This is a genomic window from Faecalicatena orotica, from assembly GCF_003149245.1.
In the GTDB taxonomy this organism is placed as follows: domain Bacteria; phylum Bacillota; class Clostridia; order Lachnospirales; family Lachnospiraceae; genus Faecalicatena_A; species Faecalicatena_A orotica.
In genome coordinates, this window is the sequence record NZ_QGDL01000010.1 from 165,698 (window position 1) to 191,410 (window position 25,713).

The 25,713-nt window shown below is 46.2% G+C and carries 24 protein-coding genes and 7 tRNA genes; 26 read left to right on the forward strand and 5 right to left on the reverse strand.

Annotated elements, in window-relative coordinates; translation table 11 throughout:
- The first annotated feature begins 122 nt into the window (after positions 1-122).
- Complete coding sequence (locus A8806_RS16830) at positions 123-2,000, forward strand: PEP/pyruvate-binding domain-containing protein (RefSeq protein ID WP_109732412.1); 1,878 nt, start codon at positions 123-125, stop codon at positions 1,998-2,000.
- Positions 2,001-2,004: 4 nt separating this feature from the next.
- Here the strand turns inward: A8806_RS16830 and A8806_RS16835 are convergent, their stop codons facing one another.
- Positions 2,005-2,895 (reverse strand): LysR family transcriptional regulator, encoded by an 891-nt coding sequence (locus A8806_RS16835; RefSeq protein WP_109732367.1) that lies wholly within the window; start codon positions 2,893-2,895, stop codon positions 2,005-2,007.
- Between the two features lie 251 nt (positions 2,896-3,146).
- Between A8806_RS16835 and A8806_RS16840 the strand changes: the two genes are divergently transcribed.
- From A8806_RS16840 to A8806_RS26660, 3 genes are read left to right on the forward strand one after another with little or no spacing between them, the layout of a single operon-like run.
- Positions 3,147-3,827, forward strand: a complete 681-nt coding sequence (locus A8806_RS16840; RefSeq protein WP_334294000.1) for an AroM family protein — start codon at positions 3,147-3,149, stop codon at positions 3,825-3,827.
- 37 nt (positions 3,828-3,864) lie between these two features.
- Entirely contained in the window at positions 3,865-5,034 is a 1,170-nt protein-coding gene (locus A8806_RS16845; protein WP_242996150.1) for an OPT/YSL family transporter, read from the forward strand.
- Entirely contained in the window at positions 5,024-5,527 is a 504-nt protein-coding gene (locus A8806_RS26660; protein WP_242996152.1) for an OPT/YSL family transporter, read from the forward strand. Before A8806_RS16845 ends, A8806_RS26660 begins: the two co-directional genes overlap by 11 nt.
- Positions 5,528-5,607: 80 nt before the next feature.
- On the opposite strand, the gene A8806_RS16850 is transcribed toward A8806_RS26660, so the two are convergent.
- Positions 5,608-6,534 carry a LysR family transcriptional regulator gene (locus tag A8806_RS16850; RefSeq protein WP_109732369.1) on the reverse strand — a complete coding sequence of 309 codons (927 nt, stop codon included), beginning with the start codon at positions 6,532-6,534 and terminating at the stop codon, positions 5,608-5,610.
- A 193-nt stretch (positions 6,535-6,727) separates the two neighbouring features.
- Here A8806_RS16850 and A8806_RS16855 point away from each other — a divergent pair, with 193 nt between their 5' ends.
- The 16 genes from A8806_RS16855 (at position 6,728) to A8806_RS16925 (ending at position 16,889) form a co-directional block, all read left to right on the forward strand.
- A complete protein-coding gene (locus A8806_RS16855) occupies positions 6,728-7,795 on the forward strand; it encodes an aminopeptidase (protein ID WP_242996154.1) in 1,068 nt (355 codons plus the stop codon).
- Between the two features lie 35 nt (positions 7,796-7,830).
- The gene (locus A8806_RS16860) at positions 7,831-8,895 is read left to right on the forward strand and encodes a 2,5-dihydroxypyridine 5,6-dioxygenase NicX family protein (protein WP_109732370.1); all 1,065 of its coding nucleotides are present in this window, start codon (positions 7,831-7,833) and stop codon (positions 8,893-8,895) included.
- Positions 8,896-9,050: 155 nt separating this feature from the next.
- Complete coding sequence (locus A8806_RS16865) at positions 9,051-10,646, forward strand: OPT/YSL family transporter (RefSeq protein ID WP_109732414.1); 1,596 nt, start codon at positions 9,051-9,053, stop codon at positions 10,644-10,646.
- A gap of 75 nt (positions 10,647-10,721) precedes the next feature.
- A complete protein-coding gene (gene pepD / locus A8806_RS16870; protein WP_109732371.1) occupies positions 10,722-12,158 on the forward strand; it encodes a beta-Ala-His dipeptidase in 1,437 nt (478 codons plus the stop codon).
- Between the two features lie 219 nt (positions 12,159-12,377).
- On the forward strand, positions 12,378-12,848 hold the full coding sequence (locus A8806_RS16875; protein WP_109732372.1) for a DUF1700 domain-containing protein: 471 nt from the start codon (positions 12,378-12,380) through the stop codon (positions 12,846-12,848).
- A gap of 395 nt (positions 12,849-13,243) precedes the next feature.
- The gene (locus tag A8806_RS26020; protein WP_146203306.1) at positions 13,244-13,468 is read left to right on the forward strand and encodes a hypothetical protein; all 225 of its coding nucleotides are present in this window, start codon (positions 13,244-13,246) and stop codon (positions 13,466-13,468) included.
- A 194-nt stretch (positions 13,469-13,662) separates the two neighbouring features.
- Positions 13,663-14,811 (forward strand): THUMP domain-containing class I SAM-dependent RNA methyltransferase, encoded by a 1,149-nt coding sequence (locus A8806_RS16880; protein ID WP_109732373.1) that lies wholly within the window; start codon positions 13,663-13,665, stop codon positions 14,809-14,811.
- Between the two features lie 11 nt (positions 14,812-14,822).
- On the forward strand, positions 14,823-15,440 hold the full coding sequence (locus A8806_RS16885) for an XTP/dITP diphosphatase (RefSeq protein WP_109732374.1): 618 nt from the start codon (positions 14,823-14,825) through the stop codon (positions 15,438-15,440).
- An 81-nt stretch (positions 15,441-15,521) separates the two neighbouring features.
- On the forward strand, positions 15,522-16,004 hold the full coding sequence (locus A8806_RS16890) for a metallophosphoesterase family protein (protein WP_109732375.1): 483 nt from the start codon (positions 15,522-15,524) through the stop codon (positions 16,002-16,004).
- A gap of 156 nt (positions 16,005-16,160) precedes the next feature.
- Positions 16,161-16,235, forward strand: a tRNA-Pro gene (locus tag A8806_RS16895).
- A gap of 4 nt (positions 16,236-16,239) precedes the next feature.
- Positions 16,240-16,310, forward strand: a tRNA-Gly gene (locus tag A8806_RS16900).
- 49 nt (positions 16,311-16,359) lie between these two features.
- Positions 16,360-16,433, forward strand: a tRNA-Arg gene (locus A8806_RS16905).
- A gap of 5 nt (positions 16,434-16,438) precedes the next feature.
- Positions 16,439-16,512, forward strand: a tRNA-His gene (locus A8806_RS16910).
- A gap of 47 nt (positions 16,513-16,559) precedes the next feature.
- Positions 16,560-16,631: transfer RNA gene (locus tag A8806_RS16915), tRNA-Gln, on the forward strand.
- A 39-nt stretch (positions 16,632-16,670) separates the two neighbouring features.
- A tRNA-Lys gene (locus A8806_RS16920) sits at positions 16,671-16,743 on the forward strand.
- A 66-nt stretch (positions 16,744-16,809) separates the two neighbouring features.
- A tRNA-Leu gene (locus A8806_RS16925) sits at positions 16,810-16,889 on the forward strand.
- A gap of 63 nt (positions 16,890-16,952) precedes the next feature.
- Here A8806_RS16925 and A8806_RS16930 read toward each other — a convergent pair.
- Together A8806_RS16930 and A8806_RS16935 are read right to left on the reverse strand one after the other, a co-directional pair.
- On the reverse strand, positions 16,953-17,531 hold the full coding sequence (locus A8806_RS16930) for a hypothetical protein (protein ID WP_109732376.1): 579 nt from the start codon (positions 17,529-17,531) through the stop codon (positions 16,953-16,955).
- A gap of 27 nt (positions 17,532-17,558) precedes the next feature.
- A complete protein-coding gene (locus A8806_RS16935) occupies positions 17,559-18,806 on the reverse strand; it encodes a 6-phosphofructokinase (RefSeq protein WP_109732377.1) in 1,248 nt (415 codons plus the stop codon).
- Positions 18,807-18,970: 164 nt separating this feature from the next.
- On the opposite strand from A8806_RS16935, the gene A8806_RS16940 reads away from it, so the two are divergent.
- The 4 genes from A8806_RS16940 (at position 18,971) to A8806_RS16955 (ending at position 23,264) form a co-directional block, all read left to right on the forward strand.
- On the forward strand, positions 18,971-19,987 hold the full coding sequence (locus A8806_RS16940) for a glycosyltransferase family 2 protein (protein WP_109732378.1): 1,017 nt from the start codon (positions 18,971-18,973) through the stop codon (positions 19,985-19,987).
- Between the two features lie 160 nt (positions 19,988-20,147).
- Positions 20,148-20,753, forward strand: a complete 606-nt coding sequence (rbr, locus tag A8806_RS16945) for a rubrerythrin (RefSeq protein ID WP_109732379.1) — start codon at positions 20,148-20,150, stop codon at positions 20,751-20,753.
- Positions 20,754-20,828: 75 nt separating this feature from the next.
- On the forward strand, positions 20,829-22,571 hold the full coding sequence (locus A8806_RS16950) for a S8 family peptidase (protein WP_109732380.1): 1,743 nt from the start codon (positions 20,829-20,831) through the stop codon (positions 22,569-22,571).
- Positions 22,572-22,784: 213 nt separating this feature from the next.
- Positions 22,785-23,264 carry an NUDIX hydrolase gene (locus tag A8806_RS16955; RefSeq protein ID WP_109732415.1) on the forward strand — a complete coding sequence of 160 codons (480 nt, stop codon included), beginning with the start codon at positions 22,785-22,787 and terminating at the stop codon, positions 23,262-23,264.
- Between the two features lie 7 nt (positions 23,265-23,271).
- Here the strand turns inward: A8806_RS16955 and A8806_RS16960 are convergent, their stop codons facing one another.
- The gene (locus tag A8806_RS16960) at positions 23,272-24,069 is read right to left on the reverse strand and encodes a DeoR/GlpR family DNA-binding transcription regulator (RefSeq protein ID WP_109732381.1); all 798 of its coding nucleotides are present in this window, start codon (positions 24,067-24,069) and stop codon (positions 23,272-23,274) included.
- 118 nt (positions 24,070-24,187) lie between these two features.
- On the opposite strand from A8806_RS16960, the gene A8806_RS16965 reads away from it, so the two are divergent.
- On the forward strand, positions 24,188-24,811 hold the full coding sequence (locus A8806_RS16965) for an HAD family hydrolase (protein ID WP_109732382.1): 624 nt from the start codon (positions 24,188-24,190) through the stop codon (positions 24,809-24,811).
- Between the two features lie 81 nt (positions 24,812-24,892).
- Positions 24,893-25,672, forward strand: a complete 780-nt coding sequence (locus A8806_RS16970; RefSeq protein ID WP_109732383.1) for an SDR family NAD(P)-dependent oxidoreductase — start codon at positions 24,893-24,895, stop codon at positions 25,670-25,672.
- The last annotated feature ends 41 nt before the right edge of the window (positions 25,673-25,713 follow it).

The following is a 25,713-nucleotide window of genomic DNA, read 5'->3' on the forward strand; positions in this document are numbered from 1 at the left end:
GATATAACTTTGAAGTATTTGCTATTTTTAGCAGATTATTTTACACTGAAATCAGGACAAGGAGAATGTCGCATAAGATGTGGGATTGCTCCCCGAAGATCATGAAAAGGGGGATATGGAACATGAATGGCTGGGAAGAACTGATGAACAAAGAAGAGATGACGGAAGATGAAAAGAAGATAGTGTGTAACAGCCTCATGACGACAGAAGCGAGGATGGAACGGCTTATATTGAAGCTTTTTTCCCCGGAAGATTTCAGAAAAGTCTGGGAAAGGCGCATAGGCGACGGACTGATCGGCGGGAAAGCATGCGGGCTTCTGGTTGCCAGAAAGCTCATCAAGGTGCGTCTCCCGGAATTTGGGGAATTCATAGAACCGCATCATTCTTATTTTATCGGATCAGATGTATTCTGCAAATTTCTTGAGCAGAATGACTGTGTGGAGCTCCGTGAGAAGCACCGGAGGGAGAAAGAGCATTTTAAAGAAGCAGAGGAACTGAAAAGCAGGCTTAGAAACGGGGTATTCCCGGAATATGTGCGTATGCAGCTAAAAGGCGTGCTTCAGCATTACGACAATACACCAATTATCGTACGTTCCAGCAGTTTTCTGGAGGATGGGTACGGCAATGCATTTTCCGGGAAATACGAATCGATTTTTTGTATGAATCAGGGAACTGAGGAGGAACGTCTTCAGGAGCTCGAGGATGCGGTGCGGCAGGTGTATGCCAGTACGATGAATCCTTCTGCAATTGAATACAGGAGAAAGCGGAAGCTTCTGGATGTTGATGAGCAGATGGCGCTTCTTGTACAGAAAGTGGAAGGGGAGCGCTATGGCGACCTTTATTTTCCGGTGGCAGCAGGTATGGGCTGTTCCTACAATCCTTATAAATGGATGGAGCATATGAACCCGGATGCGGGAATGCTCAGAATCGTTGTCGGACTTGGGACGAGGGCGGTGGAAAGGACACCGGGTGATTATCCGAGGCTGGTGGGTCTGGACCGTGCACAGGCGAATATCCGGACTACGATAGCCGAACGGCATAAGTTTTCCCAGCGGCAGGTAGATGTTCTGGATTTCTCGCAGAACAGACTTACGACAAAGCCGCTTGAGATGGTAATCCAGAAGATGACAGACTGGCAGAAGAAGACCGTTCTGAGCAGAGATTCGGATGCAGAATATATGCTGTCCCAGAGAAGGCAGTTCCGCAAGGTATATTTTGCAGATTGTCAGGGTCTGGTTGAGAATAACGAGTTTATCAGGATGATGCGAAAGATACTAAAGATGCTTGAGGCAGAATACGAACGGCCGGTTGACGTGGAATTCGCGGTAAAGAATTCTGAAGCCGGTGTCTGGAAGGTGAACCTTCTGCAATGCCGCCCGCTGCAGACAGCTGCATCAGAAAATGTAGTCATTCCGGAAGGGATTGACAATGAACTGCTTTTCGACGTGCGCCGGACCTCCATGCGAAGGTCGAAAAAGGAAAGTCTGGACCGGATTGTATGGGTGGACCCGCAGGCATATTATGAATATCCTTATGCGAAGAAGCCGGATGTGGGACGGATGATCAGCCAGATCAACCAGCGGTACGAGGAGGAAGATAAGAAACTTATGCTGCTTGTGCCGGGGCGCATCGGAACATCATCCCCTGAACTGGGGGTCCCGGTTGTCTATGCGGACATTAGCCAGTTTATCGCGATCTGTGAGGTGGCTTACAGCAAGGCCGGGTACCGGCCGGAATTATCCTATGGGAGCCATATGTTCCAGGATCTTGTAGAAGCGGACGTATACTACGGGGCGATCAATGAGAACAGCAAGACAAGGCTTTACCAGCCCGAGCTCCTGAAGAAGTTTCCGGATGTATTTTTAGAATTGTGGCCGGAAGAGAAGGAGCTGTCCAACATCATCAAGGTATTTGACGTTTCAGGAAGCGGCACGTCCCTTCTTCTGGATGCGAAAGACGGGCGTGCGGTATGCAGGCTCGGGATGGGCAGTAACGGTTAAGATGCTAACGGATCAATTGGCGGCAGATATCCAGAAACTGAAGGCAGGTCGGTGTAAAATAACTGTCTTTCATCCATGCAAGCCTGAATACACGCGGGGATGAAAAGCTGCGGATATGTATCTGGCTGAGACGTCCCAGGTTCAGGTCATCCTGCACTACGAAACGGTAAATAAAAGAGATCCCGATATTTTCCATTACTAATTTTTTGACAGCATTGATGGTCCCTATCTCCACATAGGAGCGGAAATTGTTGATATCCTGGTTGTTTGACTGGAGTATATTCATCAGATTATGTTTGGAGTAGGTATCATTTTCACGGAAGACGAGCCGGTAATCGTTTAGTTCGTGAAAGTTTACCTCCTTACCGGCCAGCGGATGGGCTGGGGAGCAGACACAAATTGTTTCGGATTCAAACAGTTCCTCGCTCTCGTACTCATCCTGCGGGCAGGCGAGGTCTGTGACACAGAAGTGGATGCGGCCGTTTTGAAGCTGGATAAGCAGGGCATCTGCTTCATCGAGGTACATACTGACTTTTTTGCCGGGATATTTGCGCAGGTATTCTGCGACCATGTGGGGGACGAGTGATTCCCCTGTGGTGACGATTGTACCGATTCTTATCTCTTCCGGCTCCTGCGGCGGAGACTTCAGGCGCTCTGCGATATCAAGTGATCCTTCTTTGACCGTCTGGGCAAAAGCCTGCAGTAATCTGCCGTGTTCTGTGAGCTGGAGTTTCCTTTTTTCATCATAATAGAGCAGCTTTGTCTGATAACAGCTTTCCAGATGCTGGATGTGCTGGGTGACGGCTGGCTGGGTGATGTTCAAAATACTGGCTGTCTGTGTGTAATTTCTCGTTTCGCACAGTACAAGAAAAGTATCGAGTTTCAAGTCTAACATAATTCCCACCTTTCTGAATATTCTGACAGTATTCTCTATAATCTGAACTTATCGGGCTATAAAATAATATAATTTCATTTTATTATTTCTTTATGCTAAAATCAAGTTATTAAATAAACCGGAAACAAAAAAGAAAGAGAAAATTGAGAATACAGCAAGGAGGCTTATCTTGGAGAAAAGGATAAGTCCCTTTTTGTATAAAGCTGCTATGGTGTTTGAAGGAAGGAGAAACATGTAAAACAAAGAAGGAGGTGGGTGATTTGAAGATTGGAGCGGTTACGATCGGGCAGTCGCCGCGTGTCGATGTCACACCTGACATCATGCCGATATTCGGCGAAGGCGTGGAGCTGCTGCAGGCGGGAGCACTGGATGGTCTTACGAAGGAAGAGATCAATTCAATGGAGCCGCTTGAAAATGACTATGTGTTAGTATCGCGTTTGAATGACGGTACATTTGCAAAGTTTGGAGAGAGCTTTATTCTGGACAGACTTCAGGACTGCATCACAAGGCTTGAAGATCAGGGGGTCTGTCTGATTATGTTTTTCTGTGCAGGTACATTTCCTGACATATTTAAAGCAAAAGTACCGCTTGTGTATCCGGCTAAGATTTTAAACGGCCTGGCCGCGGCGTTGAGTAAGAACTCCAGCATCATAGTGATAACACCAGATGAACAGCAGGTACAGCAGGCATATGACCAGTGGGGGCCGATCATGAAACAAGTGACGCCGATTGCGGCAAACCCTTATGGTGATATGGATGAAGTGCGAAAGGCGGCAGAAAAAGCCAGAGACATCGAGGCAGATTTGATTGTTATGGACTGCATAGGATTTACGAAGGAGGCAAAGGAAATCGTTGCGTCTATTGCAAAAAGGCCTGTCCTTTTGTGCAGGACGACGCTGGCACGGACTGTCAGTGAGCTGTTAGATATTTAATCAACAGGTAATATGACATAACAAAGGAGGCGTTTAAATGAACGGACAAACAAGTGGAAAAGGGAATCAGGTAAAGGATCATCCGTCCGCCCTGAATCCGGCAATTCTGGTCCTGAATATCATTCTTTCGATTTTAGGGGCAATCATTGGTCTGGAATTGATTGTTCGTGTTGGTATCAGTACAAATACATCTATCATAGGTGCATTGTTTGCGATTATCCTTTCGAGGATACCGATTGCATTTTTTAAGAAATACAGAAACATCCACGCACAGAACCTGGTGCAGACAGCTATTTCCGGTGCCACCTTCTCAGCGGCGAACAGTTTGATTCTTCCGATTGGTATTCCGTATCTGATGGGAGAACCCCAGCTTGTCATTCCCATGCTGGTAGGTGTACTTCTGGCAACAATTATTGATGCGACGATTCTGTATAAGACTTTCGACACACCGATGTTCCCGGCCGATGAACCGTGGCCGCCGGGAATTGCATCAGCAGAAACGATACTTGCTGTTGTTAACAAAGGTAAGAAAGCGATGCTCCTCCTCGTAGGTATGGGTATTGGTATTGTCGGAAAGGCATTTGGAATTCCGACAGACCTTCTCGGTGTTACGTGGATTGGTGACATGTGGGCGCTTGGTGCTTTTGGTGTTGGTGCACTCGTTATTGGTATCAGTACGGACCAGGGATTTAACATCAGCCAGTATTATGTTCCTCACGGTATCATGATCGGTGCAGGACTGGTTGCGCTGATTCAGGTCGGACTCATGCTCTTTAAGAAGGAGGACGGAAAAGGCAGTGTCGCAGGAAAGTTTACAAGCAGCATCTCGGATATGAGGGGTGCGCTTGCAAAGGGATATATTGCATATGTAGTTGTAGCGATCGGACTGGCGGCAGTATCAGGCATATATTCCCAAATGTCTGTTCCGAAACTGATTATCTGGGTAGTATTCGCGGCTTTTGCAGCAATCGCATCAGAGCTGATTGTTGGTATGTCAGCAATGCATTCCGGATGGTTTCCGGGATTTGCTACTGCCCTGATTTTCCTGATTGTTGGTATGATGATCGGATTCCCGAAGCTTCCTCTTGGTATACTGGCAGGTTATACCGCGGCAACCGGGCCGGCATTTTCAGATATGGCGTATGACTTTAAGTGCGGCTACATCCTCCGCGGCAACCGGGCCGGCATTTTCAGATATGGCGTATGACTTTAAGTGCGGCTACATCCTCCGCGGAAATGGGGCGGACCCTGATTTTGAGCGTGCAGGAAGAAAGCAGCAGTATATGGCAGAAATTGTGTCTTTCTTTGTAGCATTCGCAGTTGTACTTGTGATGTGCAATACATATTTCAAACAGGACCTGTTTGCGCCGGTCGCGCGTACATTTGTAACAACAATCGAAGCAGGTTCCAGTCCTGAAATAGCTAAATGGCTGATTATTTTTGCTGTTCCCGGTGCGATACTCCAGTTCATCGGCGGCCCGAAGAAACAGCTTGGTGTACTCTTTGCAACAGGTATGCTCGTTGGAAGCACGATTACAGGTATTACCGTTATTGTAGCTTTAATTATCCGTATTGTTGTTGTCAGACTCAAAGGAGAAGAAGGACAGAGTACTCTGTACATTCTCGGTGCAGGTTCCATCGCGGGTTCTGCATTGTACAGTTTCTTTACATCTACTTTGCAGTTAGGGAAAAAGAAGTGATGTTTTTGGTACAGTGATACACGAAGACAGCCGGTCTTCCTAATATTGGAAGAGCCGGCTGTCTTCATGTGCAAGTGTATCTAATCAGGGAGGGAGTCCTGCCTGTGGAAGACGGAAGAATCCAGTACCTCATTACATACGTCAAGAAACTGCAGGTTTGCAGGTTCAAAGAAGCTGTTTTTCATCCAGACAAAGTTAAACATGGAGTGGGAAGAAAAATTCCGGATATGTATCTGGCTCAAGGCGCCGCTGTCCAGCTTTTCCTGTACGACAAAGCGGTAAATGAAGGAGATGCCGATATTTTCCATGACCATTTTTTGCACAGTATTGATCGTTCCGATTTCCACATATGACCTGAAATTGTTGATATCCTGATTGTGCGCATGCAGAATCTGCATCAGATTACGGTACGAGTTGGTATCATTTTCACGGAAAATAAGGCGGTAGTCGTTCAGCTCCCGGAAGTCGACCGTTTTGCCTGCCAGTGGATGCTCCGGAGAACAGACACAGACCGTATGGGCTTCGAACAGTTCACGACTCTCGAATTCCAGAGGCGGACAGTAAGTGTCTATGATACAGAACTGGATACGTCCGGCCTTCAGCTGCTTCTGAAGCGCGTCAGCCTCACCGAGGTACATGCTGACTTTTTTCTCGGGGTATCTCCGGAGATATTCTGCAACCATATGCGGCACAAGGGACTCACCGGTGGTCGTTAATGTACCCAGTTTCAGCTCGTCAGGCTGGTCGGGAGGGTTCTTCAGCTTCCGCTCGATGATCTGGGCGTCTGCTTTGATCGTCTGGGCATACGCGCGGAGCAGTTTCCCGTGTTCTGTGAGGTGCAGTCGGCGCTTTTCATCGTAATACAACAGCTTAGTCTGATAGTAGCCTTCCAGATATTTGATGTGCTGGGTGACGGCTGGCTGCGTAATGTTCAGCAGAGTCGCGGTTTTTGTGTAATTCCTTGTCTCACATAAGGTCAGGAAGGTATCCAATTTTAAATCTAACATTTCACCACAAATCCTTTCTGAATTTTCAGGCAATTATCCATATAATCGGAACTTATTATGCCATAAAATAATATGATTTCATTTTAAAAGAAATTTGTGTTATTATCAAGACAAATGAAGGACTTTTTTCCGCAGCCTTGAAATGAATCGAAATTAGAAGGGCGCGGAAGCAAAAAAGAATGGAGGGATATACATGGATTACCCGATTGGAGTTGAAATGACAGAAACGTATCTGTCCTATGAAGTGCAGCGTGCGGCAATGAAGCTGGTGCGGGATGTCATGCTTGTAAAGCCTGGTGAATCTGTTGTAATCACTGCGGACACTTCAACTGATATGCGTGTTGTAGATGCGGTGATGGGTGCGGCATATACCATTGGAGCGGACCCGGTGCTGATTAAATATCCGACGACCGGAAAAGCCTTTGAAGAACCGTTTCTCCCAATAGCTAATGCGGTGGCTGCTGCGGACGTATGGATTGAGTTTGCGTATTATTGTGTTATGCATTCACCCTGCTTCCAGAAAGCGATTGCAAACGGGGCCAGGTACACATGCCTGTGCGGTATGGATACGATCATGCTTGTAAATACGGTTGGAAGGGTAAAATATGATGTGCTGGTGGAATTCGGTGAATATCTGACCCGGAAGGTACAGGCATCTAATGAAATTATCGTACGGGATGCCAACGGAACGAACCTGAAGGCTTACAACCAGGGACGTAAGGTAAAACATTCCGGACAGCTTGCGACGAAGAAGGGCTACCCTGTTATGCTTGGAGGCCAGGTAAGCTGGTGTCCTGTGGAAGAAACGATCGAAGGGACGCTGGTATTTGACGCAGCACTGTTCCCGCCGAGTGAAATCGGGCTTTTGAAAGAACCTGTCAGGCTGGAATTCAAAGAGGGACGTCTGACAGAGATTACCGGAGGGGCACAGGCCGAGGTCTTTAAGAAGTGGCTGGCATCCTTCGACGATCCGAACATGTACCGTCTGGCACATTATTCGATCGGATTTAATCCGGGGGTACGCAAAGCCACGGGCCGGATCGTAGAGGATGAAAGAATCTTCGGATGTATCGAATTTGGCATTGGCAGCCAGGGGGCAAGTCTGATGGGCGCGTTCTGGGATGCAGCGTCACATACGGACGGAGTCGTATCAAAACCGACCATCATCCTGGACGGTGAAGTGTTGGAGGAAAATGGAATCTACAAAGAAGAAACATGTATTTCATTCTGCAAAAAACTGGGAATTGCAGATTATGAATAAATAAAAAGGGTTAAGAAAAAGGAGGAAGAATTATTATGGAATACCCAATTGGAATCGAAATGGCACCGGATTATTTATCTTATGAGGTGAGCAAAGCCGCCTACAAACTTGTGAAAGAAGTTATGCTGGTAGAACCCGGGGAAAATGTCGTTGTAACAGGTGATACCTCTACGGATAAGAGAGTTCTGGACGCAATCATGAACGCAGCCTACATTGTGGGTGCGAACCCGGTACTTGTCTATGTCCCGACAAATGAAAAAGCGTATGCAGAGCCGGCTGCACCTCTCGGCAATGCAGTAGCGGTAGCAGATGTATGGATCGAATTATCTTATTCATCCATCATGTTGTGTGAATCATGGAGAAAAGCAATTGATTTCGGATGCCGCTACATCAACCTTACAGGTATGGATGTGACTATGATCGTAAACTGCATCGGAAAAGTAGATGTAGCACGTGTTGTAGAGCTGGGAGAAGCTCTCAAGGCTAAGATGGAAGCAGGCAACGAGATTATCATCAAAGACGAAAACGGTACATATCTGACAGCAAGAAATGAAGGCAGACCGGTTCGTCATTCCGGACAGCTTGCTACCTTCAAGGGATATCCGTTTATGATGTGCGGACAGATCAGCTGGTGCCCGATTGAGGAGACGATCAACGGAAAACTTGTATTTGATGCAGCGATCTTCCCGCCTACAGATATGGGTATCCTGTCAGGAAATGTAGAGCTGACACTGGAGAACGGCCGTGTTACAAAGATCGAAGGCGGAAAGGATGCTGAGAGGTTCAGCGCATGGCTCCATTCATTTGACGACCCGAACATGTTCCGTCTTGCACACTATTCATTAGGTTTCAACCCCGGTGTTTCAAAAGCGACAGGCCGTATTGTAGAAGATGAGAGAATCTTCGGATGTATGGAATTCGGTATCGGCAGCCAGGGCAAAATGATCCGCGGAAGTTATTGGACCGCATCCTCACACACAGACGGTGTTGTTTCCAAACCATCTATCATTCTGGACGGTGTGGCAATCGAAGAAAATGGTAAGTATGTAGATCCGGATCTTGCTGAGATCTGCAGGAAAATGGGAGTAGCAGGGTATTAAACTACTTTGAAAAGAGTACCCGGATAGTCCTTCTATCAGGGTGCTCTTTTTTTGCGCAAATTTAGCCTGAAAATGGCAGGTAAACTTGAAAACAAGTTTTTTGTGTGATAAAGAAACGGGAAAAATTTAAGGAAAAGGAGTTTGATGAGGAGATTATGGAAGAAAAAAATTCAAAAACCGGGGCGTCCACATTCGAGAAAATACGCTTTTCAGAACCGGTCACAATCATCTTTGGTTCCATTCTGGCAGTATTGTCCGGTATTATCTGTATGCAGATCATGGGGAAGGTGGGGGTCTCAGCGAATACATCCATATTAGGTGCGGTATTTGCAATGCTGATATCCAAGATTCCGATGACTTTATTCGGAAGATTCAAGAGTCTGGAACGTCAGAACTATATCCAGACGATCGTATCCGGGGCGGGATTCTCCGCTGCTAACTGTGCATTCGTTGCGGTTGCGATCCTGTTTGTCATGGGAGAGACAAAAGCAGTCCTGCCGATGGCGCTGGGATGTATCTTCGGAACGGTTATTTCTGTTTATACAGTAGGGTCACTGTTTGATTCTCCGCTGTTTCCGGCAAGGGAAGCATGGGCACCGGGAGTTGCGACGGCGGAAGTACTGGAGGCCGGGGACGAAGGCGGCGATAAGGCGAAGAGAGTTATTCAGGGAATCATAGTGGGAATCGTAGGAAGTATCTTTAAACTGCCTGTGGGAGCTGTAGGTATCGTATTTATTGCAAATATTGTGTCCATGCTGGCACTCGGAATCGGACTTCTGATCCGCGGATATTGTGCACCGCTTACAGGATTTGACCTTGGTGCGACAAGTATTCCGCAGGGCTTCATGGTAGGTGCGGGACTGATCGCACTGCTCCAGTCCATTGTTTCTATCTACCAGAGTTCTTCAAAGAGTAAAAAGACAAAAGCCGATCAGGAAGCCTGTGAGGAAGGTCTGACGGTCAGCGGGGGAAAGACAAAGAGAACTCTGATCGCAGCACTGCTTACACATGTGGCAGGCGGAGTTTTTGTAGGAATTATCTGTGGGATTTTCACGGGCATGTCTCCTGCCAAAATGGTGCTCTGGGTGATCTGGACCGCGTTTGCATCAGTTGCTTCTATGATTATTATAGGTAAGGCGGCAATGTATTCAGGATGGTTCCCGGGCTTTGCGGTAACAACGATTTTTATGACTATCGGTGTGCTGATGGGATTTTCCCCAATCGCAGTAGCGGTACTGACAGGGTATATCAGTTCAGTAGGACCATGTTTTGCGGATATGGGATATGACCTGAAGACAGGCTGGATCATCCGTGGAAAAGGCAAAAATTCAGAGCGTGAAGTATATGGGAGAAAACAGCAGGTGTTCATTGAAATGCTGGGGGCATTCATCGGTATTATTGTTGTCATTTTCTTTGCAGACATGACTCTGAAAGACGGGCTGATTCCTGCAACAAGCGTTGTGTTTGCGACGACTGCTGAGATGGGAAGTAATCTGGCTCTCTTGAAAGAACTGGCGATATGGGCGGTTCCGGGAGCGATTGTACAGATTCTGGGAAGAAAGTACATGTTTGGTGTACTGCTGGCGACAGGACTGCTCATCAACAACCCGATCTATGGTATCGGTGTCATTGTGGCAGTGGTCTTCCGTAAGATTATCGGTGATGAATTCATGAACTGCCGTGATGCGGGACTCATCGCCGGAGACGGCTTGTTCAGCTTCTTCTCGAGTCTTGTAAAAATGTTTATATAAAAGAGTTTAGAACTGTTCTGGTTCCGGCATTTAGGATATAATAAGGATATCCGGGTAGAGAAAGAAGGTAGAAAAATGTCTGATGTTGAAAAAGTAATTTCTTATTTTAAAAAGGTCTGCTCCATTCCGAGAGCCTCTGGGGATGAGAAGGCAGTCAGTGACTACATTGTTGATTTCGCAAGGGACAGGGGACTCGATGTGACGCAGGATTCCTGCTATAATGTGATTGTCAGAAAACCGGCAGCAGTTCCTGATGCGGGAGAACCGGTTATACTTCAGGGACACCTTGACATGGTCTATGTAAAGGAGAATGGCAGCAGCCATGTGTATGAAAACGGGATTGAGGTGAAGGAGGACGATGCGTATTATTATGCCGATGGGACTTCCCTTGGTTCTGACAACGGAATTGCGGTTGCGTATTGTCTGGCAGTCCTCGATAGTGACGACATTCCCCACCCCGACCTCGAAATTGTATTTACGGTAAAAGAAGAGGTCGGCCTGGTCGGCGCGGATAAGATTGATATATCTTCTTTGAAAGGAACACGTTTTATTAATCTGGACTCCGAGGAGGAAGGAATCTTTTATACGAGCTGTGCCGGCGGATTACGCTGCAGGATGATCTGGGATCTGGAGACGGAAAAGATGGAAGAGGAAAGAGTTCCGTTAAGGGTAACATTCCGGGGACTTGCCGGAGGACACTCGGGCATCAACATCGGCATGGGACTGGGAAATTCTATTGTACTCCTTGGAAGACTTTTGTATTTCCTGAAGGATATGCAGGTTAGGGTTAACCACCTGGATGCTCCGGGAAAGGCAAATGCGATTGCGAACAACGGAAGTGTGTGTCTCTACGTGAAGCCGGAAGAACTAGACGAAGTTAAGGCAAAACTTGCAGAAGCAGAGAAAACATTCCAGACGGAATTACAGTATACCGATTCTATTTCATTCGAGATTGAAGAGGGCGCTGCACAGACAGGGGCAGAAGTCTATACGGCTAAATACCAGAAGGAGATCACGGAAAGCCTGATGTTATTGCCATACGGTGTTTCAGGATATTCCTTTGCGATTGACGGCCTGATTGAGACATCCATGAATCTTGGGTCACTGACCTGTGAAGACGGAAAACTGACACTTCTGATGTCTCTGAGAAGTTCTGTGGCGTCCCAGAAATACATGCTGCGTGATAAAATCCAGATCATTGCGGACTCAAAATGCGATACATGCATTTTTGAAAGCGATTACCCGGGATGGCAGTACAGAAAGGATTCCCCGCTGCGCGATACAGCTATTGCACTGTATGAAAAGCTTTTCCATAAGAAGGCGGAGGTTGCGGCGATCCATGCGGGACTCGAGTGCGGCTACTGGGACAGTAAGAAGCCGGGAATGGATATCATTTCTACGGGACCGGATCTTTTCGATGTACATTCAACAAAGGAAAAAGTATCGAAAGAATCCATCGGGCATATGTGGCTGTATCTGAAAGAACTTCTGAAGGAACTGTCAAAGGCCTAATTTTACTGGTTTTTTGTGGACCGTAATATACTTAGAAAATTATAAGAAAATTTTAAGGACCTTATACTTGGAAAGAACCCTTTAGTGTGGTATTCTAAGTGAAAGGTCCTGTTTTTTCACAGTAATACCGGCAGCAGATGTTGATAAAAGACGGAATGTGTGGATATCTTATGAAATGGGACAGAAGTGTGAAGATATCTGTTAGGAGGAAAAAATAAGATGACACGGAGTGAATTTCTTCAGGAACTGCGTCAGGCATTGGAAAATGACCTGTCTGGCAGCATCGTTCAGGAGAATGTACAGTTTTATAACCAATACATTACGGATGAGATGGCAAAGGGAAAGAGCGAAGAAGAAGTCCTTCAGATGCTGGGCGATCCCTGGATTATAGCGAGGACCGTCATTGATGCAGCAGACGGAACCGATAAGTCTACCGTGTACGAGGCAGGCGGCGGTTCATATACCGGTTATGAAAGCGGCAGGGAACAGGCACGTGAGCAGAATCCAAAGGTACACGTGTTTGGATTGAACACATGGTGGAAAAAACTGCTTCTTATTTTGGGAATAGTGATGATAGTAGTGGCTGTATTCGCAATCATATCAGGCGTAATCAGCCTGCTGGCACCCATACTGGTTCCGATCCTGATCATCATGATTGTGATCCGGTTCATCGGCAACCGGCGGGGATGACACCAGACACACAGCCAGTGCCGGGAAAAGAATTACTAAAAGGGGCCAGTGGGCGTACAAAAGCATCCGCTGGCCTTTTTCTATTTCTTTTAAAAAGCGGATCAAAAACCACGTATTAAGCGTGGCTTTGGCACTCTGCCCCCGGAAATAAACAAAGTAAAAGACCGATGGGGGAGCCATCGGTCTTTTGAGGGGAGTATAAATAATTAATAAGGGGTTGTAGAAAGTAACCTTTCTACAATGATAAGTATAATATATCAAATTGGAAAAAGCAAGCAAAAATAAAAAAAATATTAAATAAAAAGATACAGCGGATTTTGTAAATTGTGAATAAAAAATATATATTAATGAGACAATATGAGTGTACCAAATAAATTTTCCTAGGAGGGACACTCATGTCAAAGAATTATAACAACTCAAATAACTCAAACAGTAACTCAAACAACTCTTCAAAGAACACAAACAGCAACTCTTCTTCAAACTCTACTTCAAACTATTCAAACGAGCAGAGCAAGAATAAGAACTCAAACAAGAACTCATCTTCTAACTCAACATCTAACAGCAGCCAGAACAACACTAAGAACATGAATTCTTACAACAACGAGAGCAACAACTACTAAATAGAACACTTTTTGCAAAAGGGTACAGGGCAAAAGTCATTTTGGTACACGTCTAACTTCAATTGGGGACGTAGTAAAGTTGAACTTTACTACGTCCCCAATTTATAGTAATATGATACATATACTCTGTGGTGTGTCGGTTTGATGCACGGGGAACTACTGGCAGAATAAGTACAGCATATGGAGGCGTTTGGATGGATAAAATAGAATTGATAGCACCATGCCATTTTGGGCTTGAGGCAGTACTGAAGAGGGAGATTCAGGATCTTGGGTATGAGATTTCTCAGGTGGAAGACGGCAGAGTTGCATTTTATGGTGACAGTGAGGCAATATGCAGGGCAAATATTTTTCTGCGTACGGCAGAGAGGGTTTTGCTGAAGGTTGGCTGTTTTAAGGCGGAGACTTTTGACGAGCTGTTTGAGAACACGAAGACCATTCCTTGGGAGGAATATATACCGAAGGATGGCAAGTTCTGGGTGGCAAAAGCGGCGTCTGTGAAGAGTAAGCTTTTCAGTCCGTCTGATATTCAGTCGATTATGAAAAAGGCTATGGTGGAGCGCATGAAGGTGCACTACCATATAAAATGGTTTGAGGAGAAGGGGGCATCGTATCCGGTCAGAGTGTTTCTGATGAAGGACATGGTGACCGTGGGTATTGATACGTCCGGTGTATCTCTCCATAAGCGGGGATACCGGCAGCTGGCGGGAAAAGCGCCTATTACGGAGACGCTTGCCGCGGCATTAATCATGCTGACACCGTGGAGCAGGGACAGAGTACTTGTTGACCCATTCTGTGGAAGCGGTACATTTCCGATTGAAGCGGCAATGATGGCGGCAAAGATTGCACCGGGAATGAACAGGTCTTTCCTTGCGGAAGAGTGGGGCAGTGTTGTATCGAAGTCTCAATGGTATCAGGCGGTAGATGAAGCCAATGATCTGATCGATGATGAGATTGATGTGGACATTCAAGGGTATGATATTGATGCAGATGTATTGAAGGCCGCAAGGCAGAATGCAGAGGATGCGGGAGTTGGACACCTGATCCATTTCCAACAGCGGGATGTCAGGGATCTGAGACACCCTAAAAAATATGGGTTCATCATCACTAATCCTCCATATGGTGAGCGTCTGGAAGAAAAGGCAGTCCTGCCGGAACTTTACAGAGATTTTGGGGAGAGTTTCCGCAATCTGGACAGCTGGTCTGCATATATGATAACCAGCTATGAGGATGCAGAACGCTACTTCGGCAGACAGGCCGATAAGAACAGAAAAATATATAATGGTATGATTAAGACTTATTTTTACCAGTTTATGGGGCCTAAGCCTCCAAAACCAAAGAATTAGAAGGTATGGATATGGAAAAGAGAATAATCTTCGCAACAGGGAACCAGAATAAGATGAAGGAGATTCATATGATTCTGGCTGATTTAGGAATTCCGATTTATTCAATGAAGGAAGCCGGTATTGACATTGATATTGTTGAGGATGGTTCCACATTTGAAGAAAATGCCGTAATAAAAGCAGAGGCAATAGCCAGATTACTGCCGGATGATATTATACTTGCTGATGATTCAGGACTTGAAATTGATTATCTGGACAAGGCTCCCGGAATCTATTCGGCCAGATTTGCGGGTGTTGATACGTCTTATGATATTAAAAACCAGATGCTTTTAGACAAGCTTAAGGGCGTACCGGATGAAAAAAGAACTGCGCGTTTCGTATGTGCGATAGCCGCAGCATTACCGGACGGGACAGTCGAGACAGTCAGAGGTACGATTGAGGGTATAATCGGTTATGAGATAGCAGGGGAAAACGGATTCGGGTATGATCCGATATTCTACGTGCCTGAATATGGCTGCACGACGGCCGAGATGAACCCGGATCAGAAGAATGAACTTAGCCATCGCGGAAAAGCACTCCGTGCTATGCGTAAAATACTGGAAGAAAAGCAGCTTGATTCGGACACACAGTAGAAGAGCTGTTTAAATGAAGCGGAAAATCCGGTTAACAGGCAGGAACTTGGCAATTATTATAAGAAACAGGGTGCGAGTGATATGAGAGTATTGATAGTTAGCGATACACATGGAAATCATAAGAATCTGGACAGGATATTGGAGCAGGCAGGACAGATAGACATGTTTATCCACCTTGGTGATGTAGAAGGCGGAGAAGAGTATCTGGATGCGGTCCTTGACTGCGAGAAGCATATGGTGAGGGGGAATAATGACTTCTTTTCAGATCTTCCTAAAGAGGAGGAATTCAAGATAAGGGACTATAAAGTGTTTATTACACACGGGCATGGATACTATGTGTCCCTCGATCCTGAATATATTAAAGAAGAAGGCAAAGCGCGCGGTGCTGACATTGTAATGTACGGCCATACGCACAAGCCGTACTTTGATAAAAATGAAGAAATTACAATTTTGAATCCGGGGAGCGTATCTTATCCAAGACAGGAAGGACGAAAAGGCAGTTATATGATTATGGAATTAGATGACAAAAACCAGCTCCGGTTTCAGCAGTGTTACCTTGACTGAATGTTTGAAATCAGGCGCTATTTTAACACTTTTCTGCGTAAAATCAGGCGCGGTGAAAAAAATGTAAAAAAATAAAAAATAGTTGTTGACATATTGCCAAGCCTATTATATAATAATTCTTGCGTCACGGGTAAGCGTGACAAGCAAAAAGAACATCGGGGTGTGGCTCAGCTTGGCTAGAGCGCCTGGTTTGGGACCAGGAGGTCGCAGGTTCGAATCCTGTCACCCCGATAGTGCGGGTGTAGTTCAATGGTAGAACACTAGCCTTCCAAGCTAGATACGTGGGTTCGATTCCCATCACCCGCTTTCTTACAGCAGATGTTGTAAGAAGCAGAGTAAGGGGATAATTGCATATGAGTCTGTAGCTCAGCTGGATAGAGCAACGGCCTTCTAAGCCGTAGGTCGAGGGTTCGAATCCCCCCAGGCTCGTTGTGGTGGGTGTGGTGCAGTTGGTTAGCGCGCCAGATTGTGGTTCTGGATATCGTGGGTTCGAGTCCCATCACCCACCCTTTATTTTATAGTACTGGCAACGCAGTGTCAGATATAAGTCTTCAATGGGCTATCGCCAAGCGGTAAGGCACAGGACTTTGACTCCTGCATTCGCTGGTTCGAATCCAGCTAGCCCAGTTTAACCTGGACAGGCAGGGATGAATTTCAAAATGATACGGGCGTGTAGCTCAGGTGGTAGAGCACTTGACTTTTAATCAAGTTGTCCGGGGTTCGAATCCCCGCACGCTCATCGGAACAAGCATTATGCTTGTTCTATTTTTTGCCAAAGAATCTGGCAGAATACAATTATATAAATGCGGGTGTGGCGGAATTGGCAGACGCGCTAGACTTAGGATCTAGTGGGCGACCGTGCAGGTTCAAGTCCTGTCACCCGCATAAAAAAGGCGTTAAGTTCTGATATACAGGGCTTAACGCTTTTTTATGCTTCTATTTTCTTGATTATTCCACGGCACTGCCCTTAACATATCTGACAGCCGCCAGTACAATTCCAATAAAGAGAAAAACAGCAGCAGTCCCAAAATAGATGACCGGATAATGCTCTGACAATCGCCATGACTGATTCGTACCCACAAGCTCATCTACTTTAAAGTTCGTATACTTTTCACCAATATAAAATGTCAGAACAAAAAGACCGGCCATCATCCACACATTTGCATGTGCCAGCGTCCGGATCAGTACAAGAATTCCTAAGACGGCCAGCCAGAATATGCTGATGGGTGCCCCGAAACCGGATACCCAGTATACTGGATCAGATAAATACAGATTGGAAACCATCTCGATCAGATACAGGTATGGAATGGTCAGGATACAGATGGCAGCATAGAGAAGCAGCAACCGGTGTTTTCCTCCATTTATCAATAACTGCAGCAGCAGACAGGCGAAGATGCATCCGCCGATGGCGATCAGGGACCAGGTGAATGCACGGTCTAATGCATAATTTGTAATGAGGCAGACGATAACTGCGATTCCGAAAGGGACTGCCAGGTAAATACTCCATAACTTTCTCTTTTTGCTCATAAAATACTCTCTTTTCTTAGAATGGTTTTAAAATTTGGAAGAGCCAGATTTTGTCCTGCGGTATGCAAATTTCGGTACGCCGTCCTCCATTGCCACGCTGACTTCACCCTGAATGAGCGGTTTCGCATAGGTAATGAATTCGTCACTGACATCTGTCCCGTCTTTTGTAATCCACTCATCGGGAACGGTTTTTTCTTTATTACAAATGATGTCTACATCTGCAGTGGTATATCCGATGGTATATGGCTCGTCCTTTTCTCTTTTAAATGCAATCATCTTGCCGGTCTCGCCTTCGATGGCACATTTCACACCGTAAGCACCGGAGGCGATGGCCTCTTTCTGGTCTGTCTTCGATAACATGGATGAAGAGCAGCGCTGGCAGACATTCAATTCGATGGAACGGACTTTCACACCGAGCCGTTCTTTCACCAGATTTTCAAGATATTTGCCGGAACCGGTCAGCATCTTATGGCCGAATGCATCTACACCAACATCACTTGCCAGCTCACAGATAAATGTGCCGTTCTTATCATGGATGCCCTCGGAAATACATACAACGAGATTCGGTGTCTTTTCCATAGACTTGCGGACCTTGCTGATGAATACGTCCTGATTGAAATCAGATTCCGGGAGATAGACTAATACAGGGTTGTCTCCCTCGAATTTCCGTGCGAGCACACTGGCAGCAGCCAGCCAGCCCGCATGGCGTCCCATGATTTCCACGATGGTGACAGACTTCTTATTATCATAGACAGACGCGTCAATTGCAATCTCGCGGACTGTCGATGCAATATATTTCGCCGCGCTCCCAAATCCCGGGGTATGGTCTGTTTCCACGAGGTCATTGTCGATAGTTTTTGGAATTCCGATCACCCGGATATCGCTGGAAACTTTTCTGGCATAACGTGAGAGTTTGCTGACAGTATCCATAGAATCATTCCCGCCGATATAGAAAAAGTAACCGATATCCAGCGCCTCGAATTTTTCAAATAATTGGACATAAACGCTGTCATTCAGATCTTCCGGCAGTTTATAGCGGCAGGAACCTAAATAAGATCCCGGTGTATTTTTAACCAGCTCCAGTTCACCGGATATCTCAAGCGGCTTCATATCGATATAATGATCCGAAAGAAAGCCTTCGATCCCATTGATCATTCCGTATACAGTTCCAAAAGTATCCTCTCTGTTCAGTGCTTCGTACACAACGCCGTAAAGACTGGCGTTAATCACGGCAGTTGGTCCGCCGGATTGTCCTACAATCACATTTTTCTTCATAATCTACCCTCCAGATGTTTATAGAATCAATATCATTTAAGTTAACTATAAGGGATAAAAGGACTTTTTACAATATGAAGAAAAGTCCTTTTTCTTGAAAAGTAGTTGGAAATTTGTGAAATGTGCAGTATAATTGCTTTATCTTAGTAAAGAGGAGCTTAATTATGAAATATATATCTTTTGCGATTCCATGCTACAATTCAGAAGCATACATGGAAAAAGCAATTCAGTCTATTCTAAAAGGCGGGGAGGATGTGGAGATTATCGTCGTGAATGACGGTTCCACAGACAAGACGAAGAAGATAGCCAAGCGGTATGCGGAACAGTACCCTACAATCGTGAAGGTGGTAAATAAGGAAAATGGAGGCCACGGTGATGCGGTTAACAGCGGCCTCGCGCATGCGGCAGGACGATATTTTAAGGTGGTTGACAGTGACGACTGGGTGGATGAGGCTGCACTGATGGAGATACTCGATGCGGTAAAGACATTTGTGCAGACAGATACGACAGTGGACATGATTATATCCAACTATGTGTATGAGAAAGTGGGCATGGAACATAAGAAAGTGATAAATTACAGAAATGTACTTCCGCAGAACCAGATTTTCCACTGGGACGATATCGGGCATTTCCGTCTTGACCAGTATATCCTGATGCATTCCGTGATTTACCGGACAGAGATGTTGAAGCTCTGCCAGCTGCGGCTTCCGAAGCATACATTTTATGTGGACAACATTTATGTATACTATCCTCTGCCGCATGTGCGGACGATGTACTATATGGACGTGGATTTCTACCGTTATTTCATCGGGCGCGAAGACCAGTCCGTCAATGAAAAGATTATGATCAGCCGGATTGACCAGCAGATATTCGTGACGAAGAGTATGATCGCTATGTACGAATTAAGAATGATTTCCAGTAAGAAGCTGAGAAAGTATATGGTCAATTATCTTGCGATTATGATGACAGTTTCTTCGATCCTCTGTATCCGTTCCAAGAAGAAGGAGAATCTGGAGAAGAAAAAGGAATTGTGGCAGTATCTGAAGAAGAAGGATTACGGGGCTTATATGAAGATACGCTACGGAATTCTGGGACAAACTATCAACCTCCCCGGAAAAACCGGCCGAAAAGTATCTTCTCTGGCTTACAATGTGGCAAGAAGGCTCATTGGATTCAACTAGATGTATAGAAGCCGGCCCAGAAGGAGCATGGGGAATATTCAGGGCACCTTACGCATGTACGCGGGGTGTCCTTTTTGTATGAAATTTAAATAACTGGTGCCTGAGAAGGTATATTTTACCGCCGCTGGTACATACTACTATTAAAAAAGGAGTGTGTATTATGGCTGTTAATTTTTCTGAGAGTAAAACAAAAGAAAATCTGATGAGAGCATTTGCGGGTGAGAGCCAGGCAAGAAACCGCTATACGATTGCTGCCGAAAAGGCAAAGGACCAGAAGATGTATACAATTGAGGACATTTTCCTTTACACGGCTGAGCAGGAGAGGGCCCATGCAGAGAGATACTATGAACTTCTGAAGGATTTATCCGGAGAGACCATCTTTATTGACGGCGGCTATCCGGTTGACCAGCAGGAGACGCTGGCAGAACTTCTGCGTGCTGCGGAGCACAATGAAAAAGAAGAGTATGAAGATGTATACCAGAAATTCGGGGATATTGCAAAAGAAGAGGGATTTCTTGAGGCTGCATCTGCTTTTTACCAGACTGCGGAAATCGAGCATGTACATCAGGTCCGTTTTGGGGAAGTGGCAAAGCTGCTTGAGGAAAATCAGTATTTTGCCTGTGATCAGGAATCTAAGTGGATCTGTACGAACTGCGGATATATCCATGAAGGGAAACAGGCTCCAAAGGTGTGCCCGGTCTGCCGTCACGATCAGGGATATTTTCTGCCTTATGCATTTGCGGCATATAAGGGAGAAGGCAGATAGTTTTCTTCCGGTTGAAGGAAGTGGCAGGCAAAAGATCATGTTGTATGGAAAACAATAAGTGATGGGAGTGCTTTTATGAGCCAGAAGGTGGAAAATCTGCTGAATCTTGCATTGGATGCTACGGAAGAAGAAAGAATGAAATCGCTGGAACTGGAGGTTGGATTCAACCCGATTGACCGGGAATGGGACCTGATCATTAAATACTCAGGCACTCTTGATGCTGTCCGTGAACTGGCTTCAGGCGTAACAGAACTGTCTAATGAATATGCGGTTATTACTGTCAGGGAATCTCTTATTAATTCTCTGGCAGTTATACCACAGATTGAATTTATAGAAAAACCAAAGCGGCTTTTTTTTGAGGCTGCCAATGGAAAGAGAGTTTCCTGCATAGGTCCTGTGCAGCAAACTCCTTTTTCTTTACTGGGAAAAGGTGTTTTGACAGCTATTGTTGACAGCGGGATAGATTATGCCAGCAATGATTTCAGGAATGCAGACGGAACAACAAGAATACGTGCCTTATGGGATCAGACAATACCGGGAAATCCGCCGGAGGGGTATTACATAGGAACAGAATATACGGAGGAACAGATTAATGAGGCCCTCAGACAGACGGACCGTGCCGGGCGTGAGCGGATCGTGCCAAGCCGGGATATTTCCGGACATGGGACTGCTGTTGCCGGGGTCGCGGCTGGAAATGGGGCGGGAAGCCCGGGACGGCAGTATGCCGGCGTGGCGCCGGAGAGTGAACTTCTGGTCGTGAAACTTGGCAGCCCCAGACAGGATGGATTTCCGAGGACAACGGAGCTGATGCAGGGGGTCGATTATGTGATCAGGAAAGCTCTGGAATATCAAATGCCTGTGGCGGTGAACATCAGCTTTGGAAACACGTACGGTTCACATGATGGGATGTCTCTGCTGGAACGTTTTCTGGATGATATATCAAATTACTGGAAAAGCGTGATCTGTGTGGGAAGCGGAAACGAAGGAACAAGCGCAGGGCATACTTCGGGCATACTGACAGAGAATGTGGAGGAGGAAGTGCAGCTGGGAGTTCAAATGAATGAGCCGACGGTAAATGTACAGATCTGGAAATCTTATGTGGATCAGGTTGATGTCTCCCTGGTCAGTCCGTCCGGTATACGCGTCGGGCCGATTCAGGAAATACTCGGCCCCCAGAGATTTGTACTGGGAGGCACGGAGATTCTGCTCTACTATGGCGAACCGAGCCCTTACAGTGTGCGCCAGGAGATCTTTATCGACTTCCTGCCAAGACAGTCCTATATAGACAGCGGTGTGTGGCGGATTATACTAACGCCGAGGAGAATTGTTACGGGAGAATTTGAGATGTGGCTTCCAAGCCAGAGCGCGTTGAATATCGGTACCGCCTTTCTGTTTCCGCGGAGTGATACAACACTCACCATCCCTTCTACAGCTTCCCGGGTGATCACTGTGGGAGCGTACAATGCACTAACCTTCGGATATGCTGATTTTTCAGGCAGGGGCCCGGCCAGAGTGTATGAGGGAATATCCTCATCCAAACCCGATATTGCAGCACCCGGAGTACGGGTAACAACCGTAGCAGCAGGAGGCGGATATGCAGAATTCAGCGGCACCTCATTTGCCACACCGTTTGTGACAGGGAGTGCCGCACTTCTGATGGAGTGGGGGATCGTGAATGGGAATGACCCGTATCTGTACGGGGAGAAGGTGAAGGCTTATATGCGAAGGGGGGCAAAGGAGCTCCCGGGATTTACGGAATGGCCGAACAACCAGCTGGGGTGGGGGGCACTGTGTGTGCGGGATAGTCTGCCGGTTTGATAAGCTGCTTAAAAAAGGTACAGAGAACAGCAGAAGAAAAATGATATAAGCAAGGGGGCAGGTCATGGATATCAATCCATTATGACCTGCCCTTTTTCGCTGCTTTGATGTATAATAGAATTACGAAAAAGATTCAGGTAATAGGAGGGCTGTTGTGGAAAAGGTGAAAACAACGGTTTTGTGAACCAGAAAATGAGGAAGAAAGGAACAGCTATGTTTAAATTAAGTACACTATGTTACATCGAGAAGGATCATCAATATCTGATGCTGCATAGAACCGTGAAGAAGAATGATGTCAATAAGGATAAGTGGATCGGGGTGGGCGGTCATTTTGAGGAAAAGGAAAGTCCCGAGGAATGTCTTTTAAGGGAAGTCCGGGAGGAGACCGGCTATACACTGACCTCTTACAAGTACCGTGGCATTGTGACCTTTGTATATGGGGACGATGTTGTGGAATACATGTCCCTGTATACGGCGGACGGGTTCACGGGGGAACCCATTATGTGTGATGAAGGAGAGCTGGAATGGGTGGACAAGGATGCCGTGTTAGATTTGAATATATGGGAAGGTGACAAGATATTTTTCCGTCTGCTGAATGAGGGCCGGGAGTTCTTTTCACTGAAACTGGTCTACGACAAAGCCGACACTCTTCTCTATGCGGCTCTGGACGGCAGGCCGATGGAATTAAAGTAAGGATGTGTCAGCACAGCACCAGATTTGCATTCAATGCCCGGACTCTTTCCTGAAGTTCCGGGTCAAGCTCTTTATTGGTCAGGATATAGTCAAAATCAGTAAATTCGGTGAACTTGACCAGTCCGCCGTCGGTAAATTTCGTGTGGTCCGCCATGAGGAATGACTGGCGGCTCTGCATGCACAGTGTACGCTTGAGGGCTGCATCCATTTCTTCGGAGGTAGTCATGCCCATACTTGTGGAGCAGTACAGGGTGCCGATAAAGCTCTTATCCGCCCGGTAGCGCCGGAAAAATTCGACGGTCGAGATATCCAGGCTTCCCCCGATCTGCTCCCGGTACGTTCCGGGGGCAACGATCAGCTTCACCTTTTTACTCGTGCTGAGCTGCTGGATCGCTGCCAGAGAGTTTGTAATCAGAGTGGCATGGACGTCCGGAAAATATTTGATGATCTGTATGGCGGTGGTGCCCGAATCGAGGAATATACTGTCCCCTTCTTTTATAAAACCGGCGGCCGCTTTGCCGATCGCCTGCTTATACAGCATCAGCTTTTCGCTTCGTGTGGGAAAATCAGGGATGGTGCTTCTGTCTTTACAGAGGTGGGCTCCTCCGTAGTGGGTTTCCAGAATTCCCTGACGGGCAAAGAAGTGAAGGTCACGCCTGATTGTCATCGGTGAGACTAAGAATTCTTCCGCCAGGGCATGGACGGAAACTTCTCCGTACTCCTCCAGTTTTTGAAGGATCTGCTGGCGGCGGCCAATACCGTCAAGTGTATTTTCTGTTCGTTCTGGTTGTTTCTGATGATTCATGGCACAAAATCTCCTCTGTTATTAATAAAATAAAACATAAAAGAACATTAAAAAATGTGTTTGTATGTGCTATTATAAATGTATCAAACATGGATTGCAAGGTAAGAGGTAAAATAGTATGAAATATGATGTGGTTGTTTTTGACGTAGACGGTACATTGATTAACACAGAGGAGACGATACTGCTTTCACTGCAGCATATGCTGCTTCGGATGACAGGACATCTGTATCCGTTCGAAAAACTGTATTTTGCGCTTGGCATTACCGGGGCCGAGGCGCTGCGCCGGCTCGAACTGCCTGAGCCGGACAAGGCAATGGAAATGTGGCTGGCCTATATGGGGAGATACGAATATCTTCAGAAACCATTTGACGGAATCGATGAAATCGTGCAGTGGCTAAATGCGGCCGGGGTCCGCCTTGGAATCGTAACTTCACGTACAAAACCGGAATTCCAAAAGAGTACAGCCCAGTACAATTTTATAAAATATTTCGATACAGTAATCAATGCGGATGACACAGTGAAGCATAAACCGGAGCCAGAGCCAATGTTGTGTTTACTGGAAAAAATGGCGGCAGAGCCATCAAAGGTTCTCTATATAGGTGACTCTGTGTATGACATGGAATGTGCCCGGAAAGCCGGTGTGGACGGGGCACTTGCATTGTGGGGGGCACATTTTCCGGAGCAGATTCATGCGGTACATAAAATTGCAAATATTATGGATATAAAAAGTTTATTTATTTAGACAATCAGGCTTGATTATTTTTTAACAAACGATTATTATAAAGGCAGGTGATAAATTTTCTGAAAAAGGAGATGTTGTAAAATGGGTGTTTTTGATGGAAAAGTTGCTATCATTACCGGTGGGGGAAAAGCAAAATCAATCGGTTACGGTATCGCAACTGCTTATGCAAAAGAAGGTGCAAGTCTTGTCCTGACAGGGAGAAACGAGCAGAAGCTGTTGGATGCAAAGGAAGAACTCGAACGCCTCTACGGTGTGAAAGTACTGGCAGCACAGGCTGACGTCACTCCGGATGATGAGTCGGAAGAAACGGTAAAAAATGTGATTAAGAAGACAATCGAGGAATTTGGGCGGATTGATATCCTGATTAACAACGCCCAGGCTTCTGCATCCGGAATTCCGCTTTCCATGCAGACGAAGGATCACTTTGACCTCGGTATTTATTCAGGACTCTATGCGACTTTCTATTATATGAGGGCATGCTACCCGTATTTAAAGGAATCACAAGGGACTGTTATCAACTTTGCATCCGGGGCAGGATTGTTCGGTAACGCGGGACAGTCTTCTTATGCAGCGGCAAAGGAAGGGATTCGCGGACTTTCCCGTGTCGCGGCAACAGAGTGGGGCAAGGATAATATCAACGTGAATGTTGTATGCCCGCTTGCACTAACTGCACAGCTTGAAAACTTTAAAGAATCCTATCCGGAGGCATATGAGAAGAACCTAAAGGCAGTGCCGATGGGGCGTTTCGGAGACACGGAACTGGATATCGGGAGGGTTTGTGTACATCTTGGTTCTCCTGACTTCAAATATATGTCCGGTGAGACAATTACTCTGGAAGGCGGGCTGGGGCTCCGTCCATAGAAAATAGTTTCAGAATTAAAGAATAAAGAAAATGAAAAAAA